This window comes from Albimonas donghaensis (assembly GCF_900106695.1).
Classification (GTDB): Bacteria; Pseudomonadota; Alphaproteobacteria; order Rhodobacterales; family Rhodobacteraceae; genus Albimonas; species Albimonas donghaensis.
In genome coordinates, this window is sequence record NZ_FNMZ01000001.1 from 607760 (window position 1) to 626297 (window position 18538).

16 protein-coding genes are annotated in these 18538 nt (G+C 70.1%); 12 read left to right on the forward strand and 4 right to left on the reverse strand.

Annotation, left to right across the window (positions count from 1 at the left end):
* Position 1 precedes the first annotated feature (1 nt).
* Both BLV24_RS02510 and parE read right to left on the reverse strand, forming a co-directional pair.
* Positions 2-613 carry a hypothetical protein gene (locus BLV24_RS02510; RefSeq protein ID WP_092679552.1) on the reverse strand — a complete coding sequence of 204 codons (612 nt, stop codon included), beginning with the start codon at positions 611-613 and terminating at the stop codon, positions 2-4.
* Positions 606-2639: a DNA topoisomerase IV subunit B gene (gene parE, locus BLV24_RS02515; RefSeq protein WP_092679553.1), complete on the reverse strand. Its 2034-nt coding sequence runs from the start codon at positions 2637-2639 to the stop codon at positions 606-608. Before parE ends, BLV24_RS02510 begins: the two co-directional genes overlap by 8 nt.
* 341 nt (positions 2640-2980) lie before the next feature.
* On the opposite strand from parE, the gene BLV24_RS02520 reads away from it, so the two are divergent.
* From BLV24_RS02520 to BLV24_RS02530, 3 genes are read left to right on the forward strand one after another with little or no spacing between them, the layout of a single operon-like run.
* Entirely contained in the window at positions 2981-4105 is a 1125-nt protein-coding gene (locus BLV24_RS02520; RefSeq protein ID WP_092679554.1) for a BMP family ABC transporter substrate-binding protein, read from the forward strand.
* A gap of 22 nt (positions 4106-4127) precedes the next feature.
* The gene (locus BLV24_RS02525) at positions 4128-5249 is read left to right on the forward strand and encodes an ABC transporter permease (RefSeq protein ID WP_092679555.1); all 1122 of its coding nucleotides are present in this window, start codon (positions 4128-4130) and stop codon (positions 5247-5249) included.
* The gene (locus tag BLV24_RS02530; RefSeq protein ID WP_092679556.1) at positions 5246-6172 is read left to right on the forward strand and encodes an ABC transporter permease; all 927 of its coding nucleotides are present in this window, start codon (positions 5246-5248) and stop codon (positions 6170-6172) included. The genes BLV24_RS02525 and BLV24_RS02530 overlap by 4 nt, the downstream gene beginning before the upstream one ends.
* A gap of 89 nt (positions 6173-6261) precedes the next feature.
* On the opposite strand, the gene BLV24_RS02535 is transcribed toward BLV24_RS02530, so the two are convergent.
* Entirely contained in the window at positions 6262-6771 is a 510-nt protein-coding gene (locus BLV24_RS02535) for a superoxide dismutase family protein (RefSeq protein WP_092679557.1), read from the reverse strand.
* An 83-nt stretch (positions 6772-6854) separates the two neighbouring features.
* Between BLV24_RS02535 and BLV24_RS02540 the strand changes: the two genes are divergently transcribed.
* From BLV24_RS02540 to atzF, 6 genes are all read left to right on the forward strand, one after another.
* A complete protein-coding gene (locus tag BLV24_RS02540) occupies positions 6855-7874 on the forward strand; it encodes a formamidase (protein WP_092679558.1) in 1020 nt (339 codons plus the stop codon).
* Complete coding sequence (gene biuH, locus BLV24_RS02545; RefSeq protein ID WP_092679559.1) at positions 7871-8572, forward strand: biuret amidohydrolase; 702 nt, start codon at positions 7871-7873, stop codon at positions 8570-8572. Before BLV24_RS02540 ends, biuH begins: the two co-directional genes overlap by 4 nt.
* Positions 8569-10101 (forward strand): ABC transporter ATP-binding protein, encoded by a 1533-nt coding sequence (locus BLV24_RS02550; RefSeq protein ID WP_245710338.1) that lies wholly within the window; start codon positions 8569-8571, stop codon positions 10099-10101. Before biuH ends, BLV24_RS02550 begins: the two co-directional genes overlap by 4 nt.
* Positions 10101-10766 carry a cysteine hydrolase family protein gene (locus BLV24_RS02555; RefSeq protein WP_092679560.1) on the forward strand — a complete coding sequence of 222 codons (666 nt, stop codon included), beginning with the start codon at positions 10101-10103 and terminating at the stop codon, positions 10764-10766. The genes BLV24_RS02550 and BLV24_RS02555 overlap by 1 nt, the downstream gene beginning before the upstream one ends.
* Positions 10759-11127, forward strand: coding sequence for a cupin domain-containing protein (locus tag BLV24_RS02560; protein WP_245710339.1), 369 nt, complete (start codon positions 10759-10761; stop codon positions 11125-11127). The genes BLV24_RS02555 and BLV24_RS02560 overlap by 8 nt, the downstream gene beginning before the upstream one ends.
* Before the next feature lie 82 nt (positions 11128-11209).
* Positions 11210-13024, forward strand: a complete 1815-nt coding sequence (atzF, locus tag BLV24_RS02565; protein WP_092679561.1) for an allophanate hydrolase — start codon at positions 11210-11212, stop codon at positions 13022-13024.
* 134 nt (positions 13025-13158) lie between these two features.
* Here atzF and argE read toward each other — a convergent pair whose 3' ends face one another.
* Positions 13159-14331, reverse strand: a complete 1173-nt coding sequence (argE, locus tag BLV24_RS02570) for an acetylornithine deacetylase (RefSeq protein WP_092679562.1) — start codon at positions 14329-14331, stop codon at positions 13159-13161.
* 269 nt (positions 14332-14600) lie between these two features.
* On the opposite strand from argE, the gene BLV24_RS02575 reads away from it, so the two are divergent.
* The 3 genes from BLV24_RS02575 (at position 14601) to BLV24_RS02585 (ending at position 18499) form a co-directional block, all read left to right on the forward strand.
* Positions 14601-15659, forward strand: a complete 1059-nt coding sequence (locus BLV24_RS02575; RefSeq protein ID WP_245710340.1) for an ABC transporter ATP-binding protein — start codon at positions 14601-14603, stop codon at positions 15657-15659.
* Complete coding sequence (locus BLV24_RS02580) at positions 15656-16687, forward strand: ABC transporter ATP-binding protein (RefSeq protein WP_425426066.1); 1032 nt, start codon at positions 15656-15658, stop codon at positions 16685-16687. Before BLV24_RS02575 ends, BLV24_RS02580 begins: the two co-directional genes overlap by 4 nt.
* A 102-nt stretch (positions 16688-16789) precedes the next feature.
* Complete coding sequence (locus tag BLV24_RS02585; protein WP_092679564.1) at positions 16790-18499, forward strand: peptide ABC transporter substrate-binding protein; 1710 nt, start codon at positions 16790-16792, stop codon at positions 18497-18499.
* Positions 18500-18538: the final 39 nt, after the last annotated feature.

The window sequence follows — 18538 nt, forward strand, 5'->3', positions numbered from 1 at the left end:
ATCAGTCCGCGCCTCCTGCGCCCAGCATCTCCGCCAGCAGTTCGTTCAGCGCCCTGGCCACGAACTCCGGCGTGGGCGGGTCGGCGGCGTCCGCCGAGACCCGTCCCTCCGCGATGGCCTCTCCCCGCAGGCAGAGCGCCATCGTCGCTTCGAAACCCTGCGGCCGCCCCTCGTCCGCCGTCAAGGGCGCGCGGGCGTCGCAGAGCGCGTCGAACGCGACCTGTTCGGTTGGGTCGAAGATCACGGCGATGCGCAGCAGCCGCCCATGTTCGGCCCGCGCCCAGCCGCCGGGGGCGACCTGCGGCATGTCCCCGACATCGGGCAGGCTCGACGGCAGCGCCAGCAGGCCGGCGACCGCGGCCGCGTCGACGGGCGCGGCGGCGTCGGGGAAGGGGCCGTTATGCGGCTCGACCGCCAGCCGGCCGGGACGCAGCATGTCGGGCGCGTAGGCCGCGGCGATGTTGATGGCGGACAGGGTGATGGAATCCCTCGGCTCCTCTCCGCAGCCCGCGGCCAGAAGGCCCAGCGCCAGTCCCGCCGCCAGTGCCGTCGCGCGCCCCGGCGCGCGGCCGGACCCGCGCCGGCCCGGAACAGGCATCGCCGGATCAGACATCGAGGTCCTCCGCGAATTTCGCGTTCTCCTGGATGAACTGGAAGCGCAGCTCCGCCTTGCGGCCCATCAGACGCTCGACCAGGCGGCCGGTCTCGCCGTCCTCCTCGGGCTCGTCCTCGGCGATCAGCACCCGGATCAGGGTCCGGGTCTTGGGGTCCATCGTGGTTTCCTTGAGCTGGCGCGGCATCATCTCGCCCAACCCCTTGAACCGCCCGATGTCGATCTTGCCGCGGGCCTTGAACTCGGTCTCCAGCAACCGCTCCCGGTCCGCATCGTCGCGGGCGTAGAGGGTCTTGGTCCCCTGCGTGATCCGGTAGAGCGGCGGGGCCGCGAGGAACAGCCGCCCCGCCTCCACCATCGGCCGCATCTGGCGGAAGAAGAAGGTCATCAGCAGCGACGCGATATGGGCCCCGTCCACGTCGGCGTCGGTCATGATGATGATCCGCTCGTAGCGCAGATCCTCAAGGTTGAAGCGCGAGCCGCCCTGCACGCCGAGCGCCTGGCAGAGATCCTGAAGCTCCTGGTTCTGGGCGAGTTTCTCGACCGAGGCGTTGGCCACGTTGAGGATCTTGCCGCGCAGGGGCAGCACCGCCTGGGTGCGGCGGTTGCGGGCCTGCTTGGCCGAGCCGCCGGCCGAGTCGCCCTCCACCAGGAAGATCTCGGAGCCTTCCTTGGAATTGTCCGAACAGTCCGAGAGCTTGCCGGGCAGGCGCAGCTTCTTGACCGCGGACTTGCGCTGGGTCTCCTTCTCCGCCCGCCGGCGCACGCGTTCCTCGGCGCGCAGCATGACGAAATCGAGGATGCCGCCGGCGCGCCTGGGGTCGGCCGCCAGCCAGGTGTCGATGGGGTCGCGGATCGCGGCCTCGGCCAGGCGCGCGGCCTCGGCGGTGGCGAGCCGGTCCTTGGTCTGGCCGACGAATTCCGGGTCGCGGATGAAGATCGAGATCATCGCGCAGGCCGCGCCCTGCACGTCCTCGCGGGTCAGCAGCGCCGCGGCCTTCTTCACGCCGACCCGCTCCGCATGGCTTTTCAGCCCCTTGAGCATCGCGGCCCAGAAGCCGTTCTCATGCGTCCCGCCCTCGGGCGTCGGCACGGTGTTGCAGTAGGAGGACACGAACCCGTCCCGCGCCGGGGTCCAGTTGATCGCCCATTCGACGGAACCGGGGGTGTCGGCGCCGAATTTCTCGGCGAAGGAGACCTTGCCGGCGAAGGGCTCGGGGGCGCAGGTGGGGGCGCCGTCCAGCGTGATGTTGAGGAAATCCGCCAGTCCGCCGGGAAAGCGGAACACGGCCTCGGCCGGGGTGTCGTCGCCGTCGCGCAGCAGCGCGGGGGCGCATTTCCAGCGGATCTCGACGCCCGAGAACAGATAGGCTTTCGACCGCGCCATGCGCATCAGCCGCGCGGGCTTGAGCGCCAGCCGCGGCCCGAAGATGTCGGCGTCCGGATGGAAGGTCACGGTGGTGCCGCGGCGATTGGGGGCCTGGCCGACCTCGGCCACCGGCCCCTGCGGGATGCCGCGGGAAAAGCTCTGTCGCCACAGGATCTTGTTGCGCGCGACCTCGACCGTCATCACGTCCGACAGGGCGTTGACCACGGAGATGCCGACCCCGTGCAGACCGCCCGAGGTCTGATAGGCCTTGCCCGAGAACTTGCCCCCCGCATGCAGCGTGCACAGGATCACTTCCAGCGCCGACTTGTCGGGAAAGCGCGGGTGGGGGTCCACCGGAATGCCGCGGCCGTTGTCGCGGATGGTGCAGGAGCCGTCTTCGTTCAGCTCCATCTCGATCCGGGTGGCGTGGCCGGCGACGGCCTCGTCCATCGAGTTGTCGAGCACCTCGGCCACCAGGTGATGCAGCGCGCGCTCATCCGTGCCGCCGACATACATGCCGGGGCGCTTGCGCACGGGCTCCAGCCCCTCCAGCACCTCGATGGAGGAGGCGTCGTAGGCGTCGGAGGCGGCCTGTCCGGCGAAAAGGTCGTCGTCGGTGCCGGCGGAAGCGTCGGGCCGGGGCGCGGGGTCTGCCATGAAGCTGGGGTCCTGCTTTGTTCGTCGCCCCCCATATCGCCCGAGGAGGGCCGCCGGTTCAATGCGCCGTTCGGTCCGACCGTCGCGGAAAGGCGGCTTTCCCGGCCCGCGGGGCGCCGTTGCGGGGCGTCGGGGCAGGGGGGCGGGTTTCAGGCGGCAAGATGAGTGGTGCATGAAATGCAGCGCTCCGGTGAAAAATAAGCATATTACATGACCACTGATTTCGGGCGATAGTCCTTCGAAGGCGGCTCGGTCGCCGGAGCCGGTGACGCGAGGGACGCGCTTTCGACCGGGCTCCGAAGACGCTAGGCCCCCCGCCGCAGGACAACTTGGAGCGACCCATGAGCGATTTCCGCATCCCCACCCGTCGAGGCTTCCTGAAATCCACCGCCGCCCTGGGCGGCGCCGTGGCGCTGACCGGCCTGGGCGCCGGGCGCGCGCTGGCCGCCGACACCACCGTCGGCTTCATCTATGTCGGTCCCAAGGACGACTACGGCTACAACCAGGCCCATGCCGAGGGCGCCGCGGCGATCAAGGGCATGCCCGGCATCACCGTGGTCGAGGAGGAGAACGTCCCCGAATCCGTCGACGTTCAGAAGTCGATGGAATCGATGATCAACTTCGACGGGGCGAGCCTGATCTTCCCGACCTCCTTCGGCTATTTCGACCCGCATATCCTGGAGATGGCGCAGAAATATCCCGACGTGCGCTTCGAGCATTGCGGCGGCATGTGGACGGCCGACAAGCACCCGATGAACGTCGGCTCCTATTTCGGCTATATCGGCATGGGTCAGTATCTGAACGGCATCGCCGCCGGCCACGCCACCAGGACCAAAAAGATCGGCTTCGTCGCCGCCAAGCCGATCCCGCAGGTGCTGCTGAACGTGAACTCCTTCCTGCTCGGCGCCCGCGCCGTGGATCCCGAGATCACCTGCCAGGTGATCTTCACCGGCGAGTGGTCGCTGGCGGTCAAGGAGGCCGAGGCGGTCAACGCGCTCACCGACCAGGGCGCCGACGTCATCACCTGCCATGTGGACGGCCCCAAGGTGGTGATGGAAACCGCCGCCGGCCGCGGCGCCTTCGTGTGCGGCTATCATGCCGACCAGTCGGCGCTGGCGCCCGAGAAATACCTCACCGGCGCCGAGTGGAACTGGGCCAATGTCTACACCGACATGGCCGAGACCACGCTGGCCGGCGGGACCATCGACAACTTCGTGCGCGGCGGTCTGGCCGAGGACTTCATCAAGATGTCGCCGCTGGGCCCGGCCGTCTCCGACGCGTCGCGCGCCCAGTTCGAGGACACCATGGCCACCATCAAGAAGGGCGGCTTCTCGGTCATCAAGGGTCCGCTCAAGGACAACAAGGGCGGGGTCATCGCCACCGAGGGCCAGGCCTTCGAGGAGTCCGACGTGGCGCTCGAAAGCATGGACTACCTGGTCGAGGGCGTGATCGGCTCGACCTCCTGAGCCTGAAGGGGAGCCGCGGCACATGGCCGATCAAACGGTGAGCGGCGGCGGGGCGGGGCTGGTCTCGGTCCCCGCCGCCTCGGGGGCGACGGCGCGCTGGGCGCGGCGGGCCGAGGCGCTGGCCCTGCCGCTGGGGGCGCTGGTCGTGGGGCTTCTGGCCTTCGGCCTGTTCCTGCTGGCGCTGGGGAAATCCCCCGTGCAGTTCTACGAACTGGTCTACAAGGCCGGCTTCGGCACCTGGTTCAGCTGGCAGAACACGCTGAGCCGGGCGGCTCCCCTGCTTTTCGCGGCGCTCTGCGTGGCGCTGCCCGCCCGCCTCGGCCTGATGATCATCGGGGGCGAGGGCGCCATCGTGCTCGGCGGCGTCGCGGCCGGCGGGATCGGCGCGGCGGTGGCCGGCTGGCCGGGCGCCATCGCCATGCCGGTCATGGCCGTCTTCGCCATGCTGGCGGGCGGGGCCTGGATCGGCGCCGTCGGCGCGCTGCGCCAGAAGCGGGGGGTGAACGAGACCATCTCCTCGCTGCTGATGGCCTATATCGCCATCGCCGTCATGAACCACCTGGTCGAGGGCCCGCTGCGCGACCCCGCCAGCCTCAACAAGCCCTCCACCGCGCCGCTCCCCGAGGCTTTGCGCATCGGCGAGATGCCGGGCATGGACGTGCATTACGGCTTCCTGATCGGGGTGATCTGCTGCGTCATCTCCTGGGTGCTGATCGAAAAGACCACCTGGGGCTTCGCGGCCCGGCTGGTCGGCGGCAATGTGCGCGCCGCCCAGATCCAGGGCCTGCCGGTGGGCTGGCTGCTGATCGGCTTCACCGCGCTGGGCGGGGCTTTCGCCGGGCTCGCGGGGATGATCGAGGTCTCGGCGGTGCAGGGCTCGGCCAACGGCAGCCTCGCCGCCGGCTACGGCTATGCGGGCATCCTGGTGGCCTTCCTCGCGCGCCATAACGGCATCGCCATCATCCCGGTCGCCATCCTGATCGGCGGCATGGAGGCGTCGTCGGGCCTGATCCAGCGCCGCATGGACCTGCCCGACGCCACGGTTCTGGTGCTGGAGGGCTTCGTCTTCGTCGCCATCCTGCTGTCCGAGACCCTCTACGGCCGCTTCAAGGCATTCTCTCCCGAACGCTGGAGAACCGCATGACCGACACCGATATCGGCCTCTGGGGCGTTCCGCTGGCGATCCTGGGCGGCGCCATCCGGGTGTCCACCCCGTTCCTCTTCGTGTCCCTGGGCGAGTGCCTGACGGAACGTTCCGGGCGCATCAACCTGGGGCTGGAGGGCACCTTGGTCTTCGGCGCCATGGCCGGCTACGCCATCGCCTATGAAACCGGGTCGGCCTGGGCCGGCGTGCTGGCGGCGGCGATCGCGGGGTCGGTTTTCGGGCTGGTGCACGGTTTCATGTGCTCGCTGCCGCGGGTTAACGACATCGCCATCGGCATCGCGCTGATGCTGCTGGGCATGGGCTTGGCCTTCTTCTTCGGCAAGCCCTACATCCAGCCCGTCGCCCCGGACCTGCCGGCCATCGAGTTCGGCCTGTGGTCCGACCTGCCGCAGGTGCAGGCGGCGCTTCGGGTCAACGTGCTGTTCCTGATCGGCGCCGCGCTGGCGGTGTTCCTGTGGTGGGTGTTCCGCGCCACGCGGGTGGGGCTGATCGTGCGGGTGGTGGGCGACAGCACCGACGCCGCCCGCGCCATGGGGCTGCGGCCCAACCAGGTGCGCATCGCCTCCACCGCCGTCGGCGGGGCGCTGGCGGGCGTCGCGGGATCCTACCTGTCGCTCTACTATCCCGGCTCGTGGAACGAGGGGATCTCCTCGGGCCAGGGCCTGATGGCCGTGGCGCTGGTGATCTTCGCGCGCTGGAACCCGATCAACTGCTTTCTCGCGGCGATGCTGTTCGGCGGCGCGGGCGCGCTCGGCCCGGCGCTGCAATCGGTCGGCGTCACCTCGGGCTATTACCTGTTCTACGCGGCGCCCTATGTGCTGACGCTGGGCATGCTGATCGCCACCTCCTCGACCACACGGGCGCTGACCGGCGCGCCCGGCGAGCTGTCGATCACCAAATGAGGGCGGAGATGCGCGATCCCCGCCCCCATCACGCCTCAGGCGGGCGCTTTGGTCATGCCGCCCCAGGCGGCGGGTCTGGTCATGCCGCCTCAGGCGGCGGGCTCGATCACGCCGCAGGCGATGCGCGCGCCCGCGTCGCCCGAGGGCTGGGAGGCGTAGTCGTCCGCCCCCGCATGGATCACGATCGCGGCGCCGTCCTCGTCGAACAGATCGGCGAGCGTCAGGCCGGGCTTCAGCGCCTCGATCATCACCGTGCCGGACTCGGGCGCGTGGATGTTGGGCAGGTCGCCCGCATGGGGCGCGTCGGTCGCCATCATGCCATGCGCGTCGCCCGCCCCGACGAAATGCCCGCCCGCGGCCCCGAAATCCGGGGCGCAGGCGCCGGTGGCGTGGATGTGGAACCCATGCGGTCCTTCCGGCACCCCGTGCAGATCGGCGGCGACCAGCAGGCCGGCCCGGGTGTCGGTCAGCGTCACGGTTCCGAAACCGGCGCCGTCGGGGGCGCGCAGCTCGGCCGTCGCCGGACCCTCGGCATGGGCGGGCAGGGCGAGCGCCGCCAGAAAACCTGCGGCGGCGAAGGACGGATTGAAGCGAAACATGTGCGGCTCCTTTCTGGGACCATGCCGCGCCGCGCGGGGGCCTCGCGGCCCGGATCGCGCGATCAACGGACAGGAGAGACATCGTGAGCGGATTGGGCGGCCTCAACCCTTCGGAACATGGCGTGGTCATCGGCCTCGTCCAGTTGCAGCTTCCCGTGACCGAGACGCCGGCCGACCTCGCCCGGCAGACCGCGCGGGTGGTGGAGCTGGTCGGCAAGGCCCGGCGCAACAACGCGAAAATGGATCTCGTGGTGTTCCCGGAATACATGCTCCACGGTCTGAGCATGGACGTGAACCCGGAGATCATGTGCGACCTCGACGGGCCGGAGGTCGCCGCCTTCAAGGCCGCCTGCGCGGAGCATCGCATCTGGGGCTGCTTCTCGATCATGGAGCGGAACCCGGGCGGCTATCCCTGGAATTCCGGCCTGGTCATCGACGACGAGGGCGAGATCCGGCTTTATTACCGCAAGATGCACCCCTGGACGCCGGTGGAGCCGTGGGAGCCCGGCGACACCGGCATCCCCGTCATCGACGGCCCCAGGGGCTGCAAGCTGGCGCTGATCATCTGCCATGACGGCATGTTCCCCGAGATGGCGCGCGAATGCGCCTACAAGGGCGCCGAGATCATGATCCGCACCGCCGGCTACACCGCCCCGATCCGCGACGCCTGGCGGTTCACCAACCAGGCCAACGCCTTCCAGAACCTGATGGTCACGGCGAATGTGTGCATGTCCGGCTCGGACGGCACGTTCGACTCGATGGGCGAGGGCATGATCTGCAATTTCGACGGCACCGTGATGGCGCACGGAACCTCGGGCCGGCCCGACGAGATCATCACCGCCGAAGTCCGCCCCGACCTGGTGCGCGAGGCCCGCGCCGGCTGGGGGGTGGAAAACAACATCTACCAGCTGTTCCATCGCGGCTTCACCGCGGTGAAGGGCGGGGCGCAGGATTGCCCCTACACCTTCATGCAGGACATGGTCGCGGGGACCGCGCGCCTGCCCTGGGAAGATCAGGTGAAGGTCACCGACGGGACCTCCTGCGGCTTCCCCGCACCCACGCGCCGCTTCGGCGAAAAGCGCAAGCAGGAGGCTGCGGAATGAACGCGATGGACGAGATCCGGACCGGCCCGCTCGCCGCCGATCCCTACGCCTGGCCCTGGAACGGCGACCTGCGCCCGGAGAACACGGCGCTGATCATCATCGACATGCAGATCGATTTCTGCGGGCCGGGCGGCTATGTCGACAAGATGGGCTACGACCTGTCCAACACCCGCGCCCCGATCGCGCCGATCAGGACCGTGCTCGCCGCCATGCGCGGCTGGGGCGGGCTGGTGATCCATACCCGCGAGGGGCATCGCCCGGATCTGTCGGACCTGCCGGCCAACAAGCGCTGGCGGTCGCGCCAGATGGGCGCCGGCATCGGCGACATGGGGCCCTGCGGACGCATCCTCACCCGCGGCGAGCCGGGTTGGGAGATCATCGACGAACTGGCCCCGGCCGAGGGCGAGCCGATCATCGACAAGCCCGGCAAGGGCAGCTTCTACGCCACCGACCTGGACCTGATCCTGCGCACGCGCGGCATCCGCAACCTGGTCCTGACCGGAATCACCACCGATGTCTGCGTGCACACCACCATGCGCGACGCCAACGATCGCGGCTACGAATGCCTGCTGCTGGAGGACTGCTGCGGCGCCACCGACATGGGCAACCACCACGCCGCCATCAAGATGATCAAGATGCAGGGCGGGGTGTTCGGCGCGGTCTCCAACGCCGCCGATTTCGTCGAGGTGCTGGCGTGAACGTCCCGGCGAGGTCGAAGCAGGGCGCGCTCGGGGTCGAGACCATCGGCATGACCAAGCGCTTCGGCGGCTTCACCGCGCTCGACGACGTGTCGATCGAAGTGCGCCCCGGCTCCTTCCACGCCCTGCTGGGGGAGAACGGGGCCGGCAAGTCGACGCTGGTGAAGTGCATCATGGGCTTCTACACGCCGACCGAGGGCCAGGTGGTCGTCGCGGGGCGGGAGACCGACATTCCGGACCCCAGGGCGGCGCATGCCATGGGTCTGGGCATGGTCTACCAGCATTTCACGCTCGTCCCCTCGTTGACCGCCGCCGAGAACCTGGTGATCTCGCGGGAGGACGCGCCCAAGATCATCGACTGGCGGCGGGAGCGCCGCGAGCTGACGCAGTTCATGGACACCATGCCGTTCAAGGTGCCGTTGAACACGCCCGTCGCCCGGCTCGCGGCCGGCGAGCGGCAGAAGCTGGAAATCCTGAAACAGCTTTATCTCGGCCGGCGCTTCCTGATCCTCGACGAGCCGACCTCGGTGCTGACGCCGGACGAGGCCGACGAGGTGCTGGGACTGGTGCGCGGGCTGACCGAGAAGGGCGAGATCTCGGTCCTGATGATCTCCCACAAGTTCCGCGAAGTGACCGCCTTCGCCGATGAGGTGTCGGTGCTGCGCCGGGGCCGCAAGGCCGGCGGCGGGCGGGTCGCGGACCTCAGCCATGCCGACATGGCCGAGATGATGGTGGGGGCGGAGACGCTGGCCCGCCCCGCCGCCCGCGCCGGGGCGGTGGGGGCGCCGGTGCTGCGGCTCGACGGGGTGCGGGCCGGCGACGCGTCGGGCCTCAAGACCATCGAGATCGACGATTTCGAGGTCCGCGCCGGAGAGGTGGTCGGCGTCGCCGGCGTCTCGGGCAACGGGCAGTCGGAATTCATGGAGATCCTGACCGCGCAGCGCCCGACCTCGGCCGGCACGATCAAGGTGCATGACAAGCCCTACGGCGCCACGCGGGCCGAGCATCGCGCCCTGAAGGTCCGCTACCTGCCGGAGGAGCCGCTGAAGAACGCCTGCGCCGCCAAGATGTCGGTGGCCGAGAACATCGCCTTCCGGGAGTTCGACCTGAAGAAGGACGGGTCGGTCCGCATCTGGCTGGATCAGGCCGCGATCACCCGGCAGGGCGCCGAGATGGTCAAGGCGTTCAAGGTCAAGACCGCGAGCCTCGAAAGCCCGATCGAGAGCCTGTCGGGCGGCAACGTCCAGCGCGCGGTGCTGTCGCGCGAATTGTCGGGCGAGGTCGATCTGCTGATCATCTCCAACCCCTGCTTCGGGCTCGACTTCACCGCGGTGGCCGAGATCCGGCAGCGCATCATGGCCGCCCGCAACGCCGGCGCCGCGGTGTTGCTGATGTCGGAGGACCTGGACGAGATCCTGGAGCTTTCCGACCGCGTGGTGGTGATGTCCGAGGGCCGGATCGCCTACGAGACCCCCATCGCCTCCGCCGACATGGCCGAGATCGGGCGACACATGGCGGGACACGACTGATGGCCCGCCTGGACGCCGAACCCTTCGCGCTGGAGATCGATCCGGGGGCGCTGGGCCTCGTGGTCATCGACATGCAGCGGGATTTCATGGAGCCGGGCGGCTTCGGCGCCAGTCTCGGCAATGACGTGAGCCTGCTGCGCGCGATCATCCCCGCCGCCGCCCGCCTGATCGAGGGCTTCCGGGCCGCGGGTCTGCCGGTGATCCACACCCGCGAATGCCATCGGCCCGACCTGTCGGACCTGCCCCCCGCCAAGCGCGACCGCGGCGCGCCGACCCTGCGCATCGGCGATCCCGGCCCCATGGGCCGCGTGCTGATCGCGGGGGAGCCGGGGGCCGACATCATCCCCGAGCTTTGCCCGAAGGCGGGGGAGGTGGTGATCGACAAGCCCGGCAAGGGCGCCTTTCACGCCACGAATTTCGGGGACGTGCTCAAGGAAAAGGGCCTCCGGCAACTGGTCTTCGCCGGCGTCACCACCGAAGTCTGCGTGCAGACCACCATGCGCGAGGCCAATGACCGGGGTTACGAGTGCATTCTCGCGACCGACGCCACAGAGTCCTATTTCCCCGCCTTCAAACAGGCCGCCATCGACATGATCCGCGCCCAGGGCGCCATCGTCGGCTGGACCGCCTCCACCGACCAGATCAGGGAGGCGATCGGTGTCTGACGCCCCTACCGCCGAGGCTCCGCGCGTCCTGCCGGGCTTTCTCACCGCCGCGCTTGTCGGGGGCTGGCGGGACCTGCCCTTCGAGCCGTTCCGCGAGGGGGTGGAGATCCACCGGCTCGCCGACGGCCCCGCCGCCGCGGCCCTGCTGCGCTACGCGCCCGGCGCCTCGGTGCCCCGCCACCGGCATACCGGGCTGGAGACGATCCTGGTGCTGGAGGGAACCCAGTCCGACGACAACGGAACCGCCGCCGCCGGGTCGCTGATCTTCAACCCCGAAGGCACCGAGCACAGCGTCTGGTCCGAAACCGGCTGCGTGGTGCTGATCCACTGGACCCGCCCGGTCGAGTTCCTCGAGCCCTGAGCGCTCCAAGACCCTGAGCCCCGGAGCGGCGCCGCCCGGCGCGCCCTCCGGACATGATCTCCAAGAAAAGAAAGCGCCCGCCATGCTTCAGGACCTGCCTTTCGACATCGCCAGCCTGCACGCGGCCTACGCCTCCGGGACCGATCCGCGCGACGTGGCGGCGGAGAGCTTCCGGCGCATCGAGGCCGCGGGCGATCCGGCGATCTTCCTGCACCTGGTCGATCCGGCCGCCGCCGCCGCCGCCGCCGCGGCCCTGCCGCCCTTCGATCCGGTCGCCTATCCGCTATGGGGCGTGCCCTTCGCCGCCAAGGACAATATCGACGCCGAGGGCTGCCCGACCACCGCCGCCTGTCCCGCCTTCGCCTACCAGCCTTCCGCCGACGCCACCGCCGTCGCGGCGCTGAAGGCCGCCGGCGCGATCCTGATCGGCAAGACCAATCTCGACCAGTTCGCCACCGGGCTGGTGGGCGTGCGCTCGCCCTATGGCTTCCCGCGCAACGCGGTGGACCCCCTGATCGTGCCGGGGGGCTCGTCCTCCGGCTCGGCGGTGTCGGTGGCGCGGGGGCTGGTGAGCTTCTCGCTCGGCACCGACACGGCGGGATCGGGGCGGGTGCCGGCGGCGCTGAACAACATCGTGGGGATCAAGCCGTCGCTGGGCGCGATCTCCGCCACCGGCCTGGTGCCGGCCTGCCGGACGCTGGACACCATCTCCATCTTCGCGCTGACGGTGGAGGACGCCTGGGCGGCCTTTCGCGCGGCGGCGGTCTACGACAGGGCCGACGCCTACGCCCGCCCCTTCGACCTCGCCCCGCTGGCCGCGCCCGCCCCGACCTTCCGGGTCGGCGTGCCCACGCCGGGCACCCGGAAGTTCTTCGGCGACGCTATCCAGGCCGCCGCCTTCGCCGACGCGCTCGACGCGCTGCGGGCGCTGGGCGGAGAGGTCGTGGAACTGGACTTCACCCCCTTCTACGACGTGGCCGAAATGCTCTACGAGGGCGCCTGGGTGGCCGAGCGCTACGCCGCCATCGAGCAGATGATGCGCGAGCGTCCCGAGGAGGTGCACCCGGTCACCCGCGCCATCATCGGCAAGGCCGAGGGGCTGAGCGCCGCCGACGCCTTCCGCGGCTTCTACCGGCTGCAGGCGCTCAAGCGGCATACCGATCCGCTGATCGACTCGGTGGACCTGATCGCCACGCCGACCATGCCGACCTTCTACTCGGTCGCGGATCTGGAGGCGGACCCGGTCACGCCGAATTCCAACAACGGGACCTACACCAATTTCGTGAACCTGCTGGACATGTGCGGCATCGCCTCGCCGCTGGCGGCGCGGTCGGACGGGCGGCCGGGCTCGATCACCCTGCTGGCGCGGGCCGGGAAGGACGCGCAGATCGCGGCCCTGGCCTCGGCCCTGCACCGGCGGGCGGGGGCGACGCTGGGCGCGACCGGCTGGGCCTTGCCCGCGGCGCCGGAGGCCGCGACGGTCGCGGGGCCGGGCGAGATCGCGCTGGTGGCCGTGGGCGCCCACATGTCGGGCCTGCCCCTGAACGGAGAGCTCACCCGCCTCGGCGCGCGCTTCATCCGCGCCACCGCCACGGCGCCGGATTACAAGCTGTTCGCGTTGCCCGGCGGCCCGCCCAAGCGCCCCGGCATGGTGCGGGCCGAGGGCGGCGCCGCCATCGCGGTGGAGGTCTGGGCGGTGCCCGAGGCGCAGTTCGGCGCCTTCATCCGCGGCGTGCCCGCGCCGCTGGGCATCGGCACGGTGACGCTGGCGGACGGGACGACCGCCAAGGGCTTCATCTGCGAGAATGCGGGCCTGGAGGGGGCCGAGGACGTCACCCGCTTCGGCGGCTGGCGGGCTTACCTTGCGGATCTCGCCGCCAAGACCGCCGCCGCCTGAGATTTTCGCAGGGCCGGCCGGGGCAGGGCGCGGTCACGCCTGGCGCCCCCGTCCCCATGCCGGCCCGGCGCCCGGTCGGGGGCGGGCGCGTCGGTCGGGGGCCGGCTCCCGCCCTCGCCCCCGGCGCCCGGGTCCTATTCGCAGAGCCCGTCCACCAGCTTCTCCATGAAGGTCCAGCCGGCTTCGAACTGGCTGATCTCGATGAACTCGTCGGGCTTGTGGGCCTGCTCGATATCGCCCGGCCCGCAGACCACCGAGGAATAGCCGCCCGACTGGAAAATCCCCGCCTCGGTTCCGAAAGACACCGCGCGCAGGGCGTTGTCGCCGGTCAGCCGGCGGGCCAGCGCCTCGGCCGCGCCGCCTTCCTCGCGCACGAAGGGCGGGTTCTTGGTCAACAGGATCGGGTTGATGCGGGCCTCGGGGCGGATCTTCTTCAGCTCCGCCTCCAGCCGCGCGCATTCGGCCTGATAGCGCGCCGCCCACGCATCCGGGCTCTCGCCCGGCATCACCCGGATATCGGTGGAGAACCAGCAGTCCTTCGCGGTGATGTTGTTCGCGGTCCCGCCCCGGATGCGGCCCACATGCAGCGTGGTCCAGCCGGGGTCGAAGCCCTCCGACTGCGGCGTCGGCGCGGCTTCGTGGCGGGCGCGGTTCTCCTGCATCCGCGCGTTCAGCCACACGATCAGCTCCGCCGCGGTCATCACCGCCGACACGCCCTCGTGGCACTTGGAGGAATGCACCTCGTAGCCGTGGATCTCGGTGCGGAAACCCGTGCCGCCCTTGTGGGTGGTGACCACGCCCATCCGCGTCGGCTCCCCCACGATCACCGATTCCGCGTGGGGCAGCCTGTCCCGCATCGCGCGCACCAGCGGCGGCGCGCCGGCGAGGCCCAGCTCCTCGTCATAGCTCAGCGCGATCTGCAGCGGCCGCCTGATCCCGCGCGCGATCGCCAGCGGCACGGCGCAGAGCGCCAGCGCGTCGAACCCCTTCATGTCGCAGGTCCCGCGGCCGTAGAGCCGGCCGTCCTTCTCCACCACTTCGAACGGGTCCGAGGTCCAGTCCTGCCCCTCCACCGGCACCACGTCGGTATGCCCCGACAGCACCACGCCGCCGGCCTCCATCGGGCCGACATGGGCCATCAGCCCGGCCTTCTCGCCGGTCTCGTCGTAGATCCTGTGGCAGACGGCGCCGTGACCCTCCAGGTAATCCTGGACGAAATCGACCAGCGCGAGGTTGGACTTGGAGGACACGGTGTCGAAGGACACCAGCTTCGCGAGCATCTCGCGCGGCGTGTAGGTGGTCGGCATGGGGGCTCCTGCACAGGACTGTCGGGAATCGTGAGCGCCCGCGCGCCCGCGGTCAAGGCGGCGTCGACGTCGCGACGGGACCGCGTGGCCACGGGGGGCGGGGAGGGGGGCGCGGGCGTCCTTCGGGGAGCGGCAGGTCGAGATGGTTTTGTGATTGCGGCGCCGCAACAAGTCGTGTTCACTCTTGTTGCGAGACCAACAAAAAACGGTCCGACAGGGAAATGAACCGATGAACAGATCCAGCGCCCTTCTCGGGGCGGGGTATGCCGTTGGCTGACGGCGCCCCGCTTTCCAGGGCCCCCGCCGCCGATCCGGCCGGCGAAGCCCCCGTGCTCGAGGTCGACCGCCTCGAGGTCGTGTTCGACACCCGCGGCGGCGCGGTGCACGCGATCAACGGCGTCTCCTTCTCCGTGCGCCCGGGCGAACTGCTCGGGGTGGTGGGGGAGAGCGGCTCGGGCAAATCCGTGACCATGATGAGCGCGCTGGACCTGCTGCCCAGCCCGCCCGCGCGGCGCACCGGCGGCGCGATCCGCTACCAGGGGCGGGACGTGTCCTCGATGGGGCCGAAGGCGCTGCGAAAGCTGCGCGGCGGCGATATCGGCTTCGTGTTCCAGGACCCGATGACCTCGCTGAACCCGGTCTTCACCGTGGGCTACCAGATCTGCGAGCCCCTGCGCGCCCATCTCGGCCTGTCGCGCAAGCAGGCCCGCAAGCGCGCCGCCGAGCTGCTGGCGATGGTCGGCATCCCCAGCCCGGAGGCGCGGCTCGACGACTATCCCCACCAGTTCTCGGGGGGGATGCGCCAGCGGGTGATGGTGGCCATCGCGCTGTCATGCGAGCCCCGCGTGATCATCGCCGATGAGCCGACCACCGCGCTCGACGTGACCATCCAGGCCCAGATCCTCGACCTGGTGCGCGACCTGCGCCATCGCACCGGCGCGGCCATCGTCTGGGTGACCCATGATCTGGGCGTCATCGCCGGTATCGCCGACCGGGTGGCGGTGATGTATGCCGGCCAGATCGTCGAGGAGGCGCCCGTGGCCGCGATCTTCGCCGGCCCCCGCCACCCCTACGCGGCGGCCCTGCTGGAGACGATCCCCGATGTGGAGGGCGAACGCCCCGAACGTCTGACCACCATTCCCGGCCAGCCCCCGATCCTGCGCGCGCCCCCCGCGGCCTGCGCCTTCGCGCCCCGCTGCGCCCATGCGTTCGACCGTTGCCACGCCCAGAACCCGCCGCTGGCCGATGACGGGACCGGCCACAAGGCCGCCTGCTGGCTGCGCCCCGAGACGGTCGCCGCCGCCGAAGCCGGGGAGGGGGCGCGATGAGCCTCGACGCCATGCCCCCCGCCGCCGGCGCGGCCCCCGCGCCCGCCGGTTCCGGGTCTCGCGCGCTGCTCAAGGTCGAGGACCTTCAGGTCCTGTTCCCGATCTACAAGGGACTGCTGCGCCGGCAGGTCGGATCGGTCCGCGCCGTGGACGGGCTGAGTTTCGAGGTGCGCAAGGGCGAGACGCTCGGCCTTGTGGGCGAATCCGGCTGCGGCAAGTCCACCACCGGCCGCGCCATCCTGCGCCTGACCGACATCACTGGCGGACGGGTGGAGCTTGACGGTGTGGACGTGGCGGCGCTGGAGGGCGGGGAGCTGCGCCGGATGCGCCGGCGCATGCAGATGATCTTCCAGGACCCCCACGCCTCGCTGAACCCGCGGATGACGGTCGCCTCGATCATCGCCGAGCCGCTGGACGAGCACATGGCGCTTGGCCGCAAGGCGCGGCAGGCCCGGGTGGGCGAGCTGATGGACGCGGTGGGCCTGCGCGAGGATTTCGCCTCGCGCTATCCGCACGAGTTCTCCGGCGGTCAGCGCCAGCGCATCGGCATCGCGCGGGCGCTGGCGCTCGACCCCGACTTCATCGTCTGCGACGAGCCCATCGCCGCGCTTGACGTCTCGATCCAGGCGCAGGTGGTCAACCTGCTGGAGGATCTCCAGAAAAAGCTGGGGCTGACCTATCTGTTCATCTCCCATGACCTGAGCATGGTCCGCCATCTCGCGAGCCGGGTGGCGGTGATGTATCTGGGCAAGATCGTGGAGCTGGCGACGCGCGAGCAGCTTTATGCGAGCCCCCGCCATCCCTACACCCAGGCGCTTCTGTCGGCCGTGCCCAGCCCCGACCCCGCGCGCGAGGCGTCGCGGGAACGGGTGATCCTGACCGGCGACGTGCCCTCGCCCGCCAACCCGCCGTCGGGCTGCAGGTTCCGCACCCGCTGCCCCGTCGCCCAGCCGCGCTGCGCGGCCGAGGTTCCTGAATTCCGCAAGCTGGAGGATGGCCGGCAGGTCGCCTGCCACTTCGCGGAATAGCCCCGCGCGCGCCATCCCGCCAACGGGGGCGCGCCTCACCCATGGCCACGGGAAAAATCCCGGGTCTCGCCCCCCCCCCAACAGGGAAGATCGGAACACCTGATGCGACTTAGAAATCTGCTTTCCGCAACCGCCGCCGCCGCGGCGCTCGGGGCGCTGGCCGGCCCGGCTCTGGCCGAGCGCGGCGCCGACGGCCAGGTCAACATCATCTACTGGCAGGCCGTGTCGATCCTGAACCCGTATCTTTCGGGCGGCACCAAGGACGTCGAGGGCGCGTCGCTCGTGCTCGAGCCGCTGGCCCGCTACGACGAGACCGGGACCATGGTCCCGTGGCTGGTCGAGGAGATCCCCACCGTCGAGAACGGCGGCGTCTCCGAAGACCTGATGTCGATCACCTGGAAGCTGAAGCCGGGCCTGAAATGGTCCGACGGCAGCGACGTGACCGCCGCCGACGCGGTGTTCACCGCCGATTACTGCATGGATGAGACCGGCGGCTGCCAGCAGGTCGCGAACTACGCCGACGTCGCCTCGGTCGAGGCGGTGGACGACCTGACCATCAAGATCACCTTCACGGTCCCCAAGCCGGTCCCCTACGGGCCCTTTGTCGGCGCCCAGTCGCCGATCCTCCAGGCCGCCCAGTTCGCCGACTGCAAGGGCGCCAAGGCCCCCGAATGCACCGACGCCAATTTCGGCCCGATCGGCACCGGCCCCTATGTGGTCGCCGAATTCAAGCCCAACGACGTGGTGGTCTACGAGGCCAACCCCCATTACCGCGAGGCCGACAAGCCCGCCTTCGGCTCGGTCCTGCTGAAGGGCGGCGGCGACGCGGTGTCGGCGGCGCGCTCGGTCATGGAGACGGGCGAATTCGACTACGCCTGGAACATGCAGGTGGAGCCCGAGATCCTCGCCCAGATGGAGGCCAGGGGCATCGGCAAGGTGATCTCGGCCTATGGCACCTCGGTGGAGCGGTTCGAGGTCAACATGACCAACCCCGACCCGGACCTGGGCGACCTGCGCTCGACCGTCGAGGGCGGGCCGCACCCGTTCCTAACCGATCCCAAGGTGACCAGGGCCCTCAGCATGGCCATCGACCGCGAGATCCTGGTCGAGGCCGGCTACGGCGCCGCGGGGCAGGTGACCTGCAACGTGCTGCCGGCGCCGGACCTGTTCAACTCGACCGCCAATGACTGGTGCAAGACGCCGGACGTCGACGGCGCCAACGCCCTGCTGGACGAGGCCGGCTGGGTCGTGGGCTCTGACGGGGTGCGCGAGAAGGACGGCGTGAAGCTGAGCCTGCTCTACCAGACCTCCACCAACTCGGTCCGCCAGGGCACCCAGGCGCTGATCAAGCAGATGTGGCAGGAGATCGGGGTGGAGACCGAGCTGCGCAACATCTCGGGCTCGGTGTTCTTCGGGGGCGATCCGTCCTCCCCGGACACGTTCCAGAAGCTCTATGCCGACGTGGAGATGTTCACCAACAACTTCGACGGGACCGATCCGGAGAAGTACATGGCCAACTGGCGCTGCTCCGAGATCCCCAGCCCCAAGAACAACTGGCTGGGCGGCAACAACCCGCGCTTCTGCTCCGAGGAATACGACGCGCTGGTCCAGACGCTGGCCGGCACCGCCAAGATCGAGGAGCGGGCGGAGATCGCCAAGCAGCTCAACGACATGCTGATGGAATCGGGGGCGATCATCCCGCTGATCCACCGCGGCCGCGTCGCGGCGATGGCGAACACGATCGAGGGCCATGCGATGAACCCCTGGGACTCCGAGCTCTGGGACATCGCGTCGTGGTCGCGCGCCAAGTGATCGGCTGAGCCGACAGCTGACCCGGGGGGGCGGCCGTCC